General features: G+C 73.7%; 12 protein-coding genes. 7 read left to right on the forward strand and 5 right to left on the reverse strand.

Going from position 1 to position 14,748, the window contains the following annotated elements; all coding sequences use genetic code 11:
- Nucleotides 1-12 precede the first annotated feature (12 nt).
- From HKK73_RS02625 to HKK73_RS02635, 3 genes are all read left to right on the forward strand, one after another.
- Complete coding sequence (locus HKK73_RS02625) at nucleotides 13-777, forward strand: SDR family oxidoreductase (RefSeq protein WP_034655298.1); 765 nt, start codon at nucleotides 13-15, stop codon at nucleotides 775-777.
- 30 nt (nucleotides 778-807) lie between these two features.
- Nucleotides 808-1,395 carry an orotate phosphoribosyltransferase gene (gene pyrE / locus HKK73_RS02630; RefSeq protein WP_051876890.1) on the forward strand — a complete coding sequence of 196 codons (588 nt, stop codon included), beginning with the start codon at nucleotides 808-810 and terminating at the stop codon, nucleotides 1,393-1,395.
- A gap of 231 nt (nucleotides 1,396-1,626) precedes the next feature.
- Nucleotides 1,627-5,715 carry an HtaA domain-containing protein gene (locus HKK73_RS02635; protein ID WP_171467388.1) on the forward strand — a complete coding sequence of 1,363 codons (4,089 nt, stop codon included), beginning with the start codon at nucleotides 1,627-1,629 and terminating at the stop codon, nucleotides 5,713-5,715.
- Nucleotides 5,716-5,823: 108 nt separating this feature from the next.
- On the opposite strand, the gene HKK73_RS02640 is transcribed toward HKK73_RS02635, so the two are convergent.
- Together HKK73_RS02640 and HKK73_RS02645 are read right to left on the reverse strand one after the other, a co-directional pair.
- Nucleotides 5,824-6,597, reverse strand: a complete 774-nt coding sequence (locus HKK73_RS02640; RefSeq protein WP_021482670.1) for an HAD-IIA family hydrolase — start codon at nucleotides 6,595-6,597, stop codon at nucleotides 5,824-5,826.
- A gap of 1 nt (nucleotide 6,598) precedes the next feature.
- Complete coding sequence (locus tag HKK73_RS02645; protein ID WP_332306507.1) at nucleotides 6,599-7,405, reverse strand: VTT domain-containing protein; 807 nt, start codon at nucleotides 7,403-7,405, stop codon at nucleotides 6,599-6,601.
- A 106-nt stretch (nucleotides 7,406-7,511) separates the two neighbouring features.
- Between HKK73_RS02645 and HKK73_RS02650 the strand changes: the two genes are divergently transcribed.
- On the forward strand, nucleotides 7,512-8,228 hold the full coding sequence (locus HKK73_RS02650) for an RNA methyltransferase (protein WP_085951314.1): 717 nt from the start codon (nucleotides 7,512-7,514) through the stop codon (nucleotides 8,226-8,228).
- Between the two features lie 109 nt (nucleotides 8,229-8,337).
- A complete protein-coding gene (gene fbaA, locus HKK73_RS02655; RefSeq protein WP_021482032.1) occupies nucleotides 8,338-9,360 on the forward strand; it encodes a class II fructose-bisphosphate aldolase in 1,023 nt (340 codons plus the stop codon).
- A 126-nt stretch (nucleotides 9,361-9,486) separates the two neighbouring features.
- Here fbaA and HKK73_RS02660 read toward each other — a convergent pair whose 3' ends face one another.
- On the reverse strand, nucleotides 9,487-9,912 hold the full coding sequence (locus tag HKK73_RS02660; protein WP_021482033.1) for an STAS domain-containing protein: 426 nt from the start codon (nucleotides 9,910-9,912) through the stop codon (nucleotides 9,487-9,489).
- A gap of 139 nt (nucleotides 9,913-10,051) precedes the next feature.
- Here HKK73_RS02660 and HKK73_RS02665 point away from each other — a divergent pair, with 139 nt between their 5' ends.
- Complete coding sequence (locus HKK73_RS02665; protein WP_086149270.1) at nucleotides 10,052-12,271, forward strand: SpoIIE family protein phosphatase; 2,220 nt, start codon at nucleotides 10,052-10,054, stop codon at nucleotides 12,269-12,271.
- A 15-nt stretch (nucleotides 12,272-12,286) separates the two neighbouring features.
- Here the strand turns inward: HKK73_RS02665 and HKK73_RS02670 are convergent, their stop codons facing one another.
- Both HKK73_RS02670 and HKK73_RS02675 read right to left on the reverse strand, forming a co-directional pair.
- A complete protein-coding gene (locus HKK73_RS02670) occupies nucleotides 12,287-12,649 on the reverse strand; it encodes an STAS domain-containing protein (RefSeq protein WP_043653881.1) in 363 nt (120 codons plus the stop codon).
- A gap of 72 nt (nucleotides 12,650-12,721) precedes the next feature.
- A complete protein-coding gene (locus HKK73_RS02675) occupies nucleotides 12,722-13,156 on the reverse strand; it encodes a DUF3151 domain-containing protein (RefSeq protein ID WP_043653884.1) in 435 nt (144 codons plus the stop codon).
- Nucleotides 13,157-13,391: 235 nt separating this feature from the next.
- Between HKK73_RS02675 and HKK73_RS02680 the strand changes: the two genes are divergently transcribed.
- The gene (locus HKK73_RS02680) at nucleotides 13,392-14,678 is read left to right on the forward strand and encodes an adenylosuccinate synthase (protein WP_021482868.1); all 1,287 of its coding nucleotides are present in this window, start codon (nucleotides 13,392-13,394) and stop codon (nucleotides 14,676-14,678) included.
- The last annotated feature ends 70 nt before the right edge of the window (nucleotides 14,679-14,748 follow it).

Genomic DNA, 14,748 nt, shown 5'->3' on the forward strand with positions numbered 1-14,748 from the left:
TAGGCTGTGACCATGGCGACAGCACTCATCACCGGCGCGAGCGCCGGCCTGGGTTTGGAGTTCGCGTGGCAGCTCGCCACGGCGCGGCACGACCTCGTCCTCGTGGCGCGCGACGAGGCGCGCCTCGAGGAGACCGCACGGCAGATCCGTGCCGCGGCCGGGGTACGCGTCCAGGTGCTGTGCGCCGACCTGTCCGTGCCCGACGACGTCGCGCGCGTCGCGGAGCGCCTCGCCACGACCGGCAGTCCGGACGAGCGCCCGGTCGGCCTGCTCGTCAACAACGCGGGCTTCGCGACGCACCAGCACTTCGTCGGGGGTGACCTCGACGTCGAGCTCGAGGCGCTCGACGTCATGGTGCGCGCGGTCATGGTGCTGTCGCACGCGGCGGCGGGCCAGATGACGGAGCGCGGGCGCGGCGCGATCCTCAACGTCGCGTCGGTCGCGGCCCTCACCGCGGGCGGCACGTACGCGGCGGCGAAGGCGTGGGTGCGGTCGTTCACGGAGGGGCTCGCCGTCGAGCTGCACGGCACGGGCGTCACGGCGACCGTGCTGTGCCCCGGCTTCACGCACACCGAGTTCCACGACCGCGCGGGCATCGACAAGTCCGTGCTCCCCGACCTCGCGTGGCTCGACGCCGACCGGGTCGTCGCCGAGGCGCTCGCGGACGTGCGGCGGGGCGTCGTCATCTCCACGCCGTCGGTGCGGTACCGGGTCGCGTCGGCGGCCCTGCGCGCGATGCCGCGCTCCGCCGTCCGCGCGATCGGCAAGTACCGCTAGGCACGGGGCGGGCCCGATACCCTGGCGGTCGTGACTACCGACCCCGCCTCGACGCTCGCCTCGACCCCCCGCGAGCAGCTGCTCGGCCTCATCCGTGAGCTCGCCGTCGTGCACGGCCGCGTGACGCTCTCCTCGGGCAAGGAGGCGGACTACTACGTGGACCTGCGCCGCGTGACGCTGCACCACCGCGCGGCGCCGCTCATCGGCCACCAGCTCCTCGACCTTCTCGAGGAGCAGGGGCTCGGTACGGCGGAGATCGACGCCGTCGGCGGCCTGACGCTCGGTGCCGACCCCATCGCGACGGCCCTCCTGCACGCCGCCGCGTCCCGCGGCCAGGACCTCGACGCGTTCGTGGTGCGCAAGGCGGCGAAGGCGCACGGGATGCAGCGCCAGATCGAGGGCCCCGACGTCGCGGGCCGGCGCGTCGTCGTGGTCGAGGACACCACGACGACGGGCGGCTCGCCCATCACGGCGATCGAGGCCGTGCGCGCGGCCGGGGGCGAGGTCGCGGGCGTCGCGACGATCGTCGACCGTGCCACGGGTGCGGGCGCGAAGATCGAGGCGCTCGGCGTGCCGTACCACTTCCTGTTCAGCCTGGAGGACCTCGGCCTCGCCTGAGCCCCTCCCGCTCCGTCTCCCGCCGCTCGACGCGGCGCACCGCCCCGCGGCCCCTTGGGCCGCGGGGCGTCGTCGTGGCGGGAGGAGGCGCGCGTCACATCTCGATAGGTCAGGCTTACCTTGCTTTGGTGAGGCGACCCTTATATGGTCCGTCTCGGCGGAGCGTGAGCACGCTCCCCTCTCGGTCCCGCTCCCCGCCGGGACCTCGCCCGGACCAGCACGGGAGACCTTGTGCGCACTTCATCGTCGAGACGCGTCCGACGCGCCCTCGCCTCGTTCCTCGCCGCGGCGCTCGCCGCCGGCCTCACCGTCGCCGGCACCGGCGCCCCGGCCCAGGCGGCCGCGGCCGACGTGACCGGCGGGTCGGCCACCTGGAACTTCGTCGACTCGTGGACGTCGTACGTCACGGGCGGCATCGCCCAGGGCACGATCACCCCGCCGCTCCAGGGCGGCCAGGCGTCCTACGGCCCCGCGTCCGGCAGCTACGACGCCGCGTCCGGGACGGGCTCGATCCGCCTCGGCGGCTCGACCCGGTACGAGGGCCACCACGGCGCGCTCGACGTGACGATCTCCGACGTGCGGCTCGACCTCACCGGCCCGACGACGGGCGCGGTCTACGCGGACTTCGCGGGCACGGTGAACCCCGGCGTGGGCGACGACGTCAAGGTCGCCGACGTCACGGTGACCGCGACGCGGGCCGGTGACGAGGTCACGTTCATGGCGGACGGGACCGTCGTCGGGACGCTCGGGAACGTCTCGCCGTACTTCTCGTCGTACGTGGGCAAGCCCCTGTCGACCTTGACCGCCCGCGTCGTGTCGCCCGAGCCCGTGGCGCCCGCGCAGGCGACGACGACCGCGCTCGCCGCAGCGCCCGCGGGCACGTCCGCGGCCGGGGCGAGCGTGACGCTCACCGCGACCGTCGCGCCCGCCGCCGCGGGCACGGTCGAGTTCCGTGACGGCGGCACCGCCCTCGGCACCGCTCCCGTGGCCGACGGCGTCGCGCGCCTCGAGACCGCGGCCCTCGCCGCGGGCACCCACCAGCTGAGCGCCGCCTTCGAGCCCGCCGACCCGGCCGCGTTCGTCGCCTCGGCCTCCGCGGCCGTCGCGCACACGGTGACCGCCCCGGAGCCCGAGCCCGAGCCTGCCGTCGACCCCGCGGTCACGGTGTCGCCGTCGGCGCCCGTCGACCCGGCGGTGGAGAACACGTTCACGATCCAGGGCACCGGGTTCGTCGGCGCGGGCGCCGCGAACGGCGCGTACGTGCTCCTCGGCGACGCCTCGATCTGGGACGGCAGCGGCCCTCTCGTCGCCAGCGGCTGGCTCGCCCAGGGCTGGGTCATGCCGCAGCAGGTGCGCGACGGCGCGTTCACGACGACGCTGACCGTCCCGGCCGGAAAGCTCGACCCGGCGAAGCAGTACGTGGTGGCGACGTCCGCCGCGCACGGCCTCTCGGCGACCGACCGCAGCCTCGACACGTTCACGCCCGTCGCGGTCCAGGGCGGCACGGCGCCTGAGCCGGTCTGGGAGCCCCAGATCACCCTCTACGCCGCCGACGGCACGACGCCGCTCGGGGACGCGCCCGTCCGCCCCGACGACAGGATCGTCGTCAAGGGCTCGGGCTTCGACCCGGCCGCGAACGTCGCGCCGGCGGGCAACCGCCCGCCGATCTCCGGCGGCATCCCCGCCGGCACCTACGTGGTCTTCGGCAGCTTCGCGGCCGACTGGCGCCCGTCGGAGGGTGCCCCGTCGAGCGCGCGCACGGCCGGCTCGCAGCAGTGGGCCCTCTCGTCCGCGGCGCTCGACCAGGTGGACCCGCGCTACCAGTCCGCGATCCGCGGGCAGTGGGCCGAGCTCGCGCCGGACGGCACGTTCACCGCCGAGCTCGTCGCGAGCGAGCTCGAGCGCGAGGGCGGCCGGTACGGCGTCTACACCTACGCCGCGGGCGGCACGGTCAACGCCGCGCAGGAGCTGTACGCGCCCGTCGCGTTCACGACGGAGCCCGAGGCGCCCGTGTGGGAGCCCGAGATCTCGGTGCTCGCCGCGGACGGCACGACGCCGCTCGGCGACACCCCTGTAGCAGCGGGCGACACGATCGTCGTCCGGGGCACCGGCTTCGACCCGGCGGCGAACGTCGGCGGGCGCGGCGTCCCGATCCCGGCGACGCTCCCGCAGGGCACCTACGTCGTGTTCGGGAGCTTCGCCGAGCAGTGGCGGCCGTCCGAGGGCGCCGCGGCGTCGACCCGCAAGGTCGGCTCGCAGGTGTGGGCCCTCGCCGAGCCCGTGCTCGACCAGGTCCCCGCGCAGTACCAGTCGGTGGTCCGGGCGCAGTGGACGGACATCACGCCGGACGGCACGTTCGAGGCGCGTCTCGTCGTGAAGAACCCCGCCGCGCTCGAGGGCGGGCGCTACGGCGTTTACACGTACGGCGCCGGCGGCGTGAGCAACGCCGCGCAGGAGCTCTTCGTCCCCGTCGCGTACGACGCACCGGGCACGCTCACCGTCATGCCCGCGTCCATCACGGTGGAGGCCGGCTCGACGGTCCGTCTCACCGTGGACGGCCTCGCTGCGGACGACGCGGTCAAGGCCGTGACGCTCGACGGCGCCCCGGCGTCGTACTCCCGCGACGGCGCGACGCTCGTGCTCACGGTCCCCGCCGGCACCCCCGCCGGGTCCGTCCCCGTCGTCGTCACGTCGGAGCTCGGTCTGACCGGCAGCACCACGCTGACCGTGACCACCAAGCCCGTCGTCGTTCCTCCCGTGGACCCGCAGCCCGCGGTCCCGACGACCGTCGGGAGCCTGACCTGGGGCGTGCGCGGCTCGTTCGTGGACTACATCGAGGGCCCGGTCGCGAAGGGCGACGTGGCGGTGAGCGCGGGGGCCACGCGCGACGGGTCGGCGTTCGCGTTCGGCCAGTCGACGCCGTGGGCGGCGCCCGCAACGGGCACCACGACCGGCTACCACGGGACGGTGCGGTTCTCGGGCCACGGCGGTCTGCTGCACCTCACCGTCTCCGAGCCGCGCGTGCGGATCGACGGGCCGCGGTCCGCGACGCTGGTCCTCGACGTCTCGTCGAGGAACCTCGACGGGACGACCTTCGCGAAGAAGGGTGTCGCCTTCGCGACGCTGTCCCTCCCGCCTGCCTCGACGGCGAAGGACGGGGCGGTCACCTACCGGGCCGCCGAGGCGACCCTCACGGCCGCGGGCTCCGCCGCCTTCTCGGGGTTCTACGCAGCGGGCGATCCTCTCGCGCCCGTGACGTTCACCGTCGGCGCGGCCTCGACCGCACCGGGCGGCGGTGGCGGCGGGACCGAGGTGCCGCTCCCGGGTGGCACGACCGACCTGACGAAGGCGACGCTCTCCGTGGCGCAGGCACGCCCGGGCGACGAGGTGACGATCAGCGGCGTCGGGTTCGGTGCGCGCGAGTCGGGCATCCGCACGGAGCTCCGCTCCACGCCGCGCACGCTCGCGACGGGCACGACCGCGAACGCCGGTGGCGCCGCGAGCTCGACCGTGACGATCCCGAAGGACGTCGCGCCGGGCGAGCACACGCTCCTCCTCGTCGGTGCGGACCACACCGCGTCCGCGCCGATCACGATCGTGGGCGCCGGCACGACCGGCACCGGCACCGGGTCGGGCGGCGCGGCGGAGCAGTGCTTCGCGCAGGGCGTCAACGGCGCGACTCTCTCGTGGGGCGTGAGCGACCGGTTCCGGTCGTACGTCACCGGCCCGATCGCGAAGGGCTCGGTCTCGACGGACGGCGTGCGGGACGGCGGCTCGGCGTTCACGTGGAGCGGCGGGAAGGGCTCGTTCAACACGGATCTCGGCAAGGGCCGCGCGAGCTTCGGCGGGTCGGTGTCGTTCTCCGGGCACGAGGGCATCCTCGACCTGCGGATCAGCAACCCGCGGGTGGTCGTGGACGGGTCGTCGGGCACGCTCGTGGTCGACGTGCAGAGCAGCGACATGGAGAGCAACAAGTCCTCGTCGACCGGCGTCGCGTTCGCGAGCCTGGACCTGTCGGGGAAGAAGGCGACGTCGGGCTCCACGATCACGTGGAGCGGCGTCCCCACGACCCTCACGGCCGCCGGCGCGAAGGCGTTCGCCGGGTTCTACGAGGCCGGGACCGCGCTCTCGCCGGTGACGGTGAGCTTCCCGGTCGGCGGCGACGTCGAGTGCGACGCCTACTCGGGGGCGCTCGCCACCACCGGCTCCGACGCCGGGAGCCTCGCGCTCCTGGCCGGGACGCTGCTGCTCACCGGTGCGGCCCTCCTGGCGGTGCGCCGCCGTCGCGCGGGTCGCGTGGAGGTGGCCGCGGCCGGCTGACCCCGGTCCCCGGCACGACGACGCCCGGTCACCTCGCGGTGACCGGGCGTCGTCGTGCGTGCGGGGTTCCCCGGGGAGCTGGAACGGCCGGACCGGCCCGGCGTGCCCTCAGACGAGGTCGACGAGGTCCGCGACGGAGTCGACGACCTTGCTCGGCCGGAACGGGTAGCGGTCGACGTCGGACATCGTCGTGGAGCCCGTCATGACGAGGTAGGTGTACAGGCCCGCCTCGATGCCCGCGACGACGTCGGTGTCCATCCGGTCGCCGATCATCGCGGTCGTCTCGGAGTGGGCGTCGATGCGGTTGAGCGCGGAGCGGAACATCATCGGGTTGGGCTTGCCGACGAAGTACGGCTTGCGGCCCGTCGCCGACGTGATCATCGCCGCGACGGCGCCCGTGGCGGGCAGCGGGCCCTCCTGCGACGGCCCGGTCGTGTCGGGGTTGGTACAGATGAACCGCGACCCGCCCAGCACGAGGCGGATCGCCTTGGTGATCGCCTCGAACGAGTACGTGCGCGTCTCGCCGAGCACCACGTAGTCCGGGTCGGACTCGGTGAGCGTGTAGCCGGCCTCGTAGAGCGCGGTCGTCAGCCCGGCCTCGCCCACGGCGTACGCGCTGCCCTGGGGGATCTGGTCGGTGAGGAACTGCGCCGTCGCGAGCGCCGACGTCCAGATCGACTCCTCCGGCACGTCGATGCCCGACGTCGCGAGGCGCGCCCGCAGGTCGCGCGCCGTGAAGATCGAGTTGTTCGTGAGGATGAGGAACGGTCGGCCCTTGTCGCGCAGCGCGCGCACGAACTCCGGGGCGCCGGGGATCGCGTGGCCCTCGTGGACGAGCACGCCGTCCATGTCGGTGAGCCAGCTCGTGATCTCTCGTGTCATGTCAGGCGTCCTTCCCGTCCGTGTCGGCCTGGCCGACGGCGGTCGCGTCCTCCGCGACCCCGGTCCTCTGCTGGGCGTCGGCCGCGACCTGCGCCTCGAGCGCCGCCGCCCGCTTCTCCGCCCGCCGCCCGCGCCAGACCTCGACGACCATGGGCAGCACGGACAGGAAGACGATGAGGAGGACGAGCGCCTCGATGTTCTCCTTGACGAACGTGATATTCCCCAGGAGGTAGCCGAGCCACGTGAGGCCGACGGCCCAGAGCAGCGCGCCGAGCGCGTTGAAACCGACGAAGTGCCGGTAGTGCATCTTGCCGACACCCGCGGCGACGGGGGCGTACGTGCGCACGATGGGCACGAACCGCGCGATGACGATCGTCCGGCCGCCGTACTTCTCGAAGTAGGCGTTCGTCTGGTCGATGTACTTGCGCTTGAAGAACCGGGAGTCGGGCCGGTCGAACACCTTGGGCCCGACGGTGCGTCCGATGAGGTACGCCGTCTGGTCGCCGAGGAACGCCGCGGCGAACAGCAGGACGAGCAGCACGGGCAGGCTGATCTGCAGCGACTCCTGCGCGACGAGCGCGCCCGCGGTGAACAGCAGCGAGTCGCCCGGCAGGATCGGGAAGAGCAGGCCCGTCTCGATGAAGATGACGACGACGATCCCGACGAGCGCGGCGTCGCCGAAGCGCTCGATGAGCGTCATCGGGTCCATCCAGTCCGGGCCCAGGGCGGCGACCGGTCCGGCGGCGCCGAGGCTCGCGGCGTGCGCGGCCCCCGGGAGGGCGGAGGCGAGCTCGGCGAGGGTGGTCACGGGTCACCAGCGTAGCCGGGCGCGGCCGCGCGGCCCGGCGGTGGGTGTGCACCCGCCGTGGAGGTCCGGCGACGGCGGGCCTGCAGGTCCCGGCAGAATGTGCGCCATGGCGAGCAGCGCGGGCGAGTCGGGCGAGCGGGAGGCGGACGAGCGCGAGGTCGGCGTGGGCCCGTGGCCCGGCGGCCCGGAGTCGTGGCCCCGCGTCCCGGACCCCGCCGGACCGCCCGGGGCGACGCGGCTCGACCCCCGGTACGACCCCGAGCTGCTCGCGCACGGCGACCGCCGCAACGTCGTCGACGCCTACCGGTACTGGACGGTCGAGGCCGTCGTCGCCGACCTCGACGCGCGCCGCGACCCGGCCCGCCGGCTCCACGTCGCGATCGAGAACTGGGCGCACGACCTCAACATCGGCTCCGTCGTCCGCACCGCCAACGCGTTCAACGCGGCCGGGGTGCACGTCGTGGGGCGACGGCGGTGGAACCGCCGCGGCGCCATGGTCACCGACCGCTACCTGCACGTGCACCACCACGCGTCGGTGGCGGACCTCGCGGACTGGGCGGCGGGGGAGGCGCTGCCGCTCCTCGGGGTCGACAACGTCCCGGGGTCGGTGCCGATCGAGGGCTACGCGCTGCCCGCGTCGTGCGTGCTGCTCCTCGGCCAGGAGTCGGCCGGGCTGACGCCCGAGGCGGTCGAGGCGTGCCGCGCGGTGCTCCACATCACGCAGCACGGGTCGACCCGATCGATCAACGCCGGCGCCGCCGGCGCGATCGCCCTGCACGTCTGGGCGGCGCAGCACCTGGGGCCCACAGGGCCGCCGAGGTAGAGGCGTGGTCATCCGGGGACCACAGGTCGAACGGCCCTGACCTCGCGCTGTCATCCATGCCAGACTTTGACCTGACAGTCCACCCCGCACGACTCCACAGGAGCTCCGCATGCCCATCGCAACCCCCGAGGTCTACGCCGAGATGATCGACCGGGCGAAGGCAGGCTCGTTCGCCTACCCGGCCGTCAACATCACCTCGTCGCAGACCATCACCGCCGCGCTCCAGGGCTTTGCCGAGGCCGAGTCCGACGGCATCATCCAGGTCTCCGTGGGCGGCGCCGAGTACGGCTCGGGTTCGACGGTCAAGGACCGCATCGCCGGTTCGCTCGCGCTCGCGGCGTACGCGCGCGAGGTCGCGAAGAACTACCCGGTGCAGATCGCGATCCACACCGACCACTGCGTCAAGAAGAACCTCGACTCCTGGGTCCGCCCGCTCCTGGCCATCGAGGCCGAGCAGGTGAAGAACGGCGGCCTGCCGACGTTCCAGTCGCACATGTACGACGGCTCGGACGTCCCCCTGGACGAGAACCTCACCATCGCGGCCGAACTGCTCGAGCTCTCGCAGGCGGCGCGCACGATCCTCGAGATCGAGGTCGGCGTCGTCGGCGGCGAGGAGGACGGCCACGAGGCCGAGATCAACGAGAAGCTCTACACGACGGTCGAGGACGGTCTCGCGACGATCGAGGCGCTGGGCACGGGCGAGAAGGGCCGCTACCTGACGGCCCTCACGTTCGGCAACGTGCACGGCGTGTACAAGCCGGGTGCGGTCAAGCTCCGCCCGGAGATCCTCAAGGAGATCCAGGAGGCCGTCGGCGCGAAGGTCGGCAAGGAGAACCCGTTCGACCTGGTCTTCCACGGCGGCTCCGGCTCCACGGCCGAGGAGATCTCGGCGGCGGTGGACTTCGGCGTCATCAAGATGAACATCGACACCGACACGCAGTACGCGTTCACGCGCCCCGTCGTCGGCCACATGTTCTCGAACTACGACGGCGTCCTGAAGATCGACGGCGAGGTCGGCAACAAGAAGGCCTACGACCCGCGCGCCTGGGGCAAGCTGGCCGAGGCCGGCATGGCCGCGCGCATCATCGAGGCGTCGCAGCAGCTGCGCTCCGCGGGCAACAAGATCCGCTGACGCCGCACGGCCCGGAGTCCGCTCCGGGCCCGCGTCGCACGAAGGCCCCCGGTCCGTGAGGACCGGGGGCCTTCGTCGTGCTGCGGCCGCGCGCGCCCGACGACGGGCGTCAGGCGGCCACGAGCGTCAGTCGGTGGTGCCCGCGCCGTTGCCGGGAGGCTCGTCGAGGTCGAAGCCGGGGTCCACGTCGACGATGTCGAGCAGCTCGCCGATGCGGGTCACCTCGAGGAGGAACCGCACCGTGGGCGGGGCGCGGAGGACGCGCACGCGGTGCGGGCCGCGCGACGCGAGACGTGCGAGGAACGCCACACCCGACGAGTCCATGAAGGTCACGTGGTGGGCGTCGATCTCGACGGGCAGGCCGGAGTCCTCCGCCGCGGCGGTCGCCTCCTGGAGGTCGGCGCCGAGGTCGGCGTCGATCTCGCCCGAGAGCACGATGCGGGCTCGCGTCGTGCCCACGATGACGTGCACGCTCGCGGGGTCGCCCGCTCCTGCGGGGTCGCCGGCGACGCCGACCGGGCGGTCTGCGGCCGGGGGTGTACCTTCGCGCACCGGCGCTCCTCTCTGGCGTGGTCCGGACCGGTTCCGGTCTCGGGAAGCACCAATCTACGGTTGAATGTCCAGTCGGGACAGTAACGCGACCGTGGCGTCCGTTTCCAGACGATCGACGCTCGGACCGTCGGAGGTGACGATGGGCAGCTCGCCGGAGCTCGGCACCGACCTGCCCGCGCACGTCCAGGAGCTGTGCACGCGCGCGATGGACGCCACCGGGGTCGCGATGTTCGTCACGGGCCCGCGGTCGGCGGAGATGCCGATCGTCTGGGTCAACCGCGCGTTCGAGCGGCAGACCGGGTTCACCGCCGCCGAGGTGCTCGGCCGCAGCCCGCAGGTCCTGGAGTCGCTCCTCGCGAACCCCGTCGACGCGCAGCAGCTCCGCGCCGCCGTGGCCGACGAGCGCGAGCTCACCTACACCGTGCGCACCTTCCGGCGCGACGGGGTGGCGGTGTGGACGCAGCTCTCGCTCGCGCCCCTGACCGGCCCGGACGGTGCGGTGACCCACTGGGTCGGTGCGCAGGTCGACGTCTCCGAGCACCTCGACCGGTACGCCGCCCAGGTCGCGTCGCTCGCGCTCGAGCGGCGCGAGCGCGCGGTGCTCGACGTCGTCGCCCGCAGCTCCGACCTCCTCGCCGACCTCGACCAGCCGTACGCGCTGCGCGACATCACGGCGCTGCTCGCGGGGTACGTCGTCGACTGGGCGGGCTTCTACCTCAACGACGACGGACTGCGGTACGCGGAGGGCGTCGACACGGCGGCGCCCCCGAGCGGGCGCGGCCAGCGGCACGGCCGCTACACGCCCGGCGTCCTGCCCCTCGCCCCGGGCGTGCACACGACCGACGCGCTCGGCGACTCGGCCTCCGTCACCGGCTCGGTGCCGCGCGTCCGCGTGGACGTGCCCGACCGCGTCCAGGACGTGCTCGACGGGCGCATCGAGGGGCCGGTGACGCTCGACCTCTCCGCCACGTACCCGCAGTGGTCCGCCTCGGGCTGGCTCCAGCGCGACCTCCACCACCGCCTCTCCGGGCTGCCACGGCGGCCGGGTTCCGTGACCGTGTCCGCCGTCCCGGGGCGCCGGCGCATCCTCGGCCTGCTCGTCACGGGCGACCTGCCCGACACACCGCCGCAGGGGTTCGGCACCGACGCCGAGGCCCGCGAGGGCGTGCGCACGCTGCTGCAGGTCATCGCGCGCCGGGCCGGCACCGCGATCGACAACGTGCGCCTCTACGCGCGCGAGCACCGCCTCGCCGAGACGCTCCAGCGCGCGATGCTCCCCGAGCAGGCCGACGTCACGGGCCTCGACGTGTGGACGTACTACGCGCCGAACTCCGAGCACGCCCAGGTGGGCGGCGACTGGTACGACGTCCTGCAGATCGCGCCGGACGTCGTCGGCCTCGTCATCGGCGACGTCGTGGGGCACGACGTCGAGGCCGCGGCCGCCATGGGCCAGCTCCGCTCGGTGGTGCGCTCGTACGCGTACGAGCTCACGACGCCCGGCCCCGTGCTCGAGCGCGTCGACCAGCTCGTCCAGGGCATGCGCATCCCGCGCTCCGCGAGCCTCGTGTACGCGGCGCTCACGCAGCCGGACGCCGCGCAGCCCGAGGACGCGTGGCGGATCGAGTACTCGCGCGCCGGCCACCTGCCGCCGCTCCTGCTGCGCGACGGCACCGTGACGCAGCTCGACGATGCCGGGGGAGCGCTCGTCGGCTTCGGCGGCCGCAGCCGCTCGACGGGCGTCGCGACGCTCCTGCCGGGCGACACGCTCGTCTTCTACACCGACGGCCTCATCGAGCGCCGCGACCGCGCCCTGCGGGTCGGGCTGGAGGCGCTCGTCGCGGCGTCCGAGGCGGTCACCGCCGTCGACGCCGCGGGCGTGGGCGAGGAGCTGCTGTCGCGCCTGGCCGACGCCCCCGAGGACGACGTCGCGCTCGTCGTCGTGCGCATCCCCGACCCGCAGCGGGACGCGTCCGCCGTCGTGCTCAGCCCGCGCAGCCGCCGCTGGCTCCTGCCGAGCGAGCCGGCGTCGATCGGGCGTGCGCGGCACGCCGTCGTGCGCACGTGCCAGGCCTGGGGCGTGCGGGAGAGCGCCAACGCGGAGCTCGTCGTCTCGGAGCTCGTCGCGAACGGCGTGCTGCACGGGTGGGGCCACCTCGCGCTGCGCCTGTTCGACACGGGCGACGGCATCCGCGTCGAGGTCGAGGACTCCAACCCGGCGCCCCCCGTCCCGACGGACGGGCACCCGAACCGCATGGGCGGCTTCGGCATGCAGATCGTCGAGCGGCTCGCCGACTGGGGGTGGCGCCCGACGGCGTCGGGCAAGCTCGTGTGGGCGACCCTGCGGCCCTCGGGGCGCTAGGACGGCCCGCGGGCGTCAGGCCGGGGGCTCGACCTTGGCGAAGCCGGACGGCGGCGTCGCGGGCTCGCAGCGGTGGTCGTTGTCGATGCGGAACAGCTCGAGCGCGCCGCACACCTCGAGCACGAACAGGTCCCGGTCGTCGCAGCCGCGCAGCACCGTCGCACCGCCGCGCTTGCGACCGGCGTCGGCGAGCGAGATGAGGAACGCCGCGCCGGTGGAGTCCATGAACGTCACGCGGCACATGTCGATGACGAGGAGCTGACGGCGCAGCCCGACGACGCGTGCCGCGATCTCCGGGAACTGGTCGCGCTCGGCGAGATCGAGGTCTCCGGCGATGACGAGGGTCGTCGTCGCGGGGGACGTGGCGATCTCGATCATGCCCACGACTCTAGACGCCGCCCGGGTGCGTCGCGCGCCCACCCGGCGGTCGCCGGGCGGACGCGCGGCCGGTCAGCGCAGCGCACGCACCTCGTCGGCCGAGGTCCCGGAGTCGCGCAGGAACTGCTCGCAGCGTTCCGCCTCCTCGACCTCGCCGAGGTACGCGGCGCACTCGGCGAGGGCCAGGAGCGCGCGCAGGAAGCCCTGGTTCGGCACGTGGTCGGCCGGGATCGGTCCCTGGCCGCGCCAGCCGGCGCGCCGCAGGGAGTCCAGCCCGCGGTGGTAGCCGGTGCGCGCGAACGCGTAGGCCGTCACCGCGCCGCGCGAGCCGTTCTCGTGGAGGAAGTCCTCGGCGAGGTAGGCCCAGGCGAGCGAGCTCGCGGGCGAGCGGCCCGCGATCTCGTACGGGTCGCCGTCGGCCGCGATGGCGTCGCGGACGTGCGCGTAGTCGTCGGGGAGGCGGACGGGTGCGGGGCCGTCGAGGAGGTTCGGGTGGGTGTCGCTCATGAGGCCATTCTGCCCATCCCGGGCGTGACGCGGTCGATAGCCGCCTCGAAGGTCAATTTCCGCCATCCGACCGGTAAACTCGGCGCCGGTCCCCGGGTCTCTGCCGCCCGGGTGACGCCTCGGGCCCGCGGGCCCGGCGCCGTCGGGCACGCCGTGCCCGCTCCGCTCCGGACGCCGGTGCGCGCCCACGACCATGACCGGCCCGAGGAACAGGCAGCGCGAAAGTGGGGATTCCATGCCAGGCGTGGTGCTCGTCGGTGCCCAGTGGGGCGATGAGGGCAAGGGCAAGGCGACCGACCTCCTCGGGTCCCGGGTCGACTACGTGGTCAAGTTCAACGGCGGCAACAACGCCGGCCACACGGTCGTCATCGGGGACGAGAAGTACGCGCTCCACCTGCTGCCGTCGGGCATCCTGTCCCCGGGGGTCACGCCGGTCATCGCGAACGGTGTCGTCGTCGACATCGAGGTGCTGTTCCAGGAGCTCGACGATCTGATCTCGCGGGGCGTGGACGTCTCGCGCCTGCTCGTCTCGGGCTCCGCGCACGTGATCGCCGGCTACCACCGCACGATCGACAAGGTGAGCGAGCGGTTCCTCGGTAAGCGCCGCATCGGCACGACGGGCCGCGGCATCGGGCCGGCGTACGCGGACAAGATCAACCGCGTCGGCATCCGCATCTGGGACCTGTTCGACGAGAAGATCCTCGCGGAGAAGATCGAGGGCTCGCTCGACCAGAAGAACCACCTGCTGGTGAAGGTCTACAACCGCCGCGCCATCACCGTGGACGAGACCGTGGCCGAGCTGCTGCAGTACGCCGACCGGCTCAAGCCGATGGTGGCGGACACGGCGCTCGAGCTGAACAAGGCGCTCGACGCGGGCAAGAACGTCCTCTTCGAGGGCGGGCAGGCCACGATGCTCGACGTCGACCACGGGACGTACCCGTTCGTCACGTCGTCCAACGCGACCGCGGGCGGCGCGCTCACGGGCTCGGGCGTCGGGCCGACGCGCATCAGCTCCGTGATCGGCGTCATCAAGGCGTACACGACGCGCGTGGGCGAGGGCCCGTTCCCGACCGAGCTGTTCGACGCGAACGGCGAGTACCTGCTCAAGCAGGGCGGCGAGTACGGCGTCACGACGGGCCGCGCGCGCCGCTGCGGCTGGTACGACTCGGTGATCGCGCGCTACGCGACCCGCGTCAACGGCATCACCGACATGGTGCTCACCAAGCTCGACATCCTCACCGGCTTCGAGAAGGTGCCGGTCTGCGTCGCGTACGACGTCGACGGCGTCCGGTACGACGAGATGCCGCTCGACCAGACCGCGTTCCACCACGCGAAGCCGATCTACGAGGAGCTCGACGGCTGGTGGGAGGACATCTCCGGCGCCCGCACGTTCGACGACCTGCCGGTCAACGCGCAGCGCTACGTGCACGCGCTGGAGGAGATGTCGGGCACGCGGATCTCCGCGATCGGCGTCGGCCCGAGCCGCGACGCGATCATCCCGCGCCACGACCTCATCCACTGAGCCGACGACGCCAGCCGACCACGGCCCGGACGCCCCGCGGGGCGTCCGGGCCGTCTCGGTAGACTCGGCG

Origin of the sequence: Cellulosimicrobium sp. 72-3 (genome assembly GCF_013127315.1) — a bacterium.
GTDB lineage: Bacteria > Actinomycetota > Actinomycetes > Actinomycetales > Cellulomonadaceae > Cellulosimicrobium > Cellulosimicrobium funkei.

Bases quoted from the DNA above. Each gene is read 5' to 3' on its own strand.
- HKK73_RS02675 (WP_043653884.1), bottom strand. From the start codon at position 13,156: ATGAGCGACACCCACCCGAACCTCCTCGACGGCCCCGCACCCGTCCGC.
- HKK73_RS02680 (WP_021482868.1), top strand. From the start codon at position 13,392: ATGCCAGGCGTGGTGCTCGTCGGTGCCCAGTGGGGCGATGAGGGCAAG.
- HKK73_RS02650 (WP_085951314.1), top strand. From the start codon at position 7,512: ATGGCGAGCAGCGCGGGCGAGTCGGGCGAGCGGGAGGCGGACGAGCGC.
- HKK73_RS02625 (WP_034655298.1), top strand. From the start codon at position 13: ATGGCGACAGCACTCATCACCGGCGCGAGCGCCGGCCTGGGTTTGGAG.
- HKK73_RS02670 (WP_043653881.1), bottom strand. From the start codon at position 12,649: ATGATCGAGATCGCCACGTCCCCCGCGACGACGACCCTCGTCATCGCC.
- fbaA (WP_021482032.1), top strand. From the start codon at position 8,338: ATGCCCATCGCAACCCCCGAGGTCTACGCCGAGATGATCGACCGGGCG.
- HKK73_RS02640 (WP_021482670.1), bottom strand. From the start codon at position 6,597: ATGACACGAGAGATCACGAGCTGGCTCACCGACATGGACGGCGTGCTC.
- HKK73_RS02665 (WP_086149270.1), top strand. From the start codon at position 10,052: ATGGGCAGCTCGCCGGAGCTCGGCACCGACCTGCCCGCGCACGTCCAG.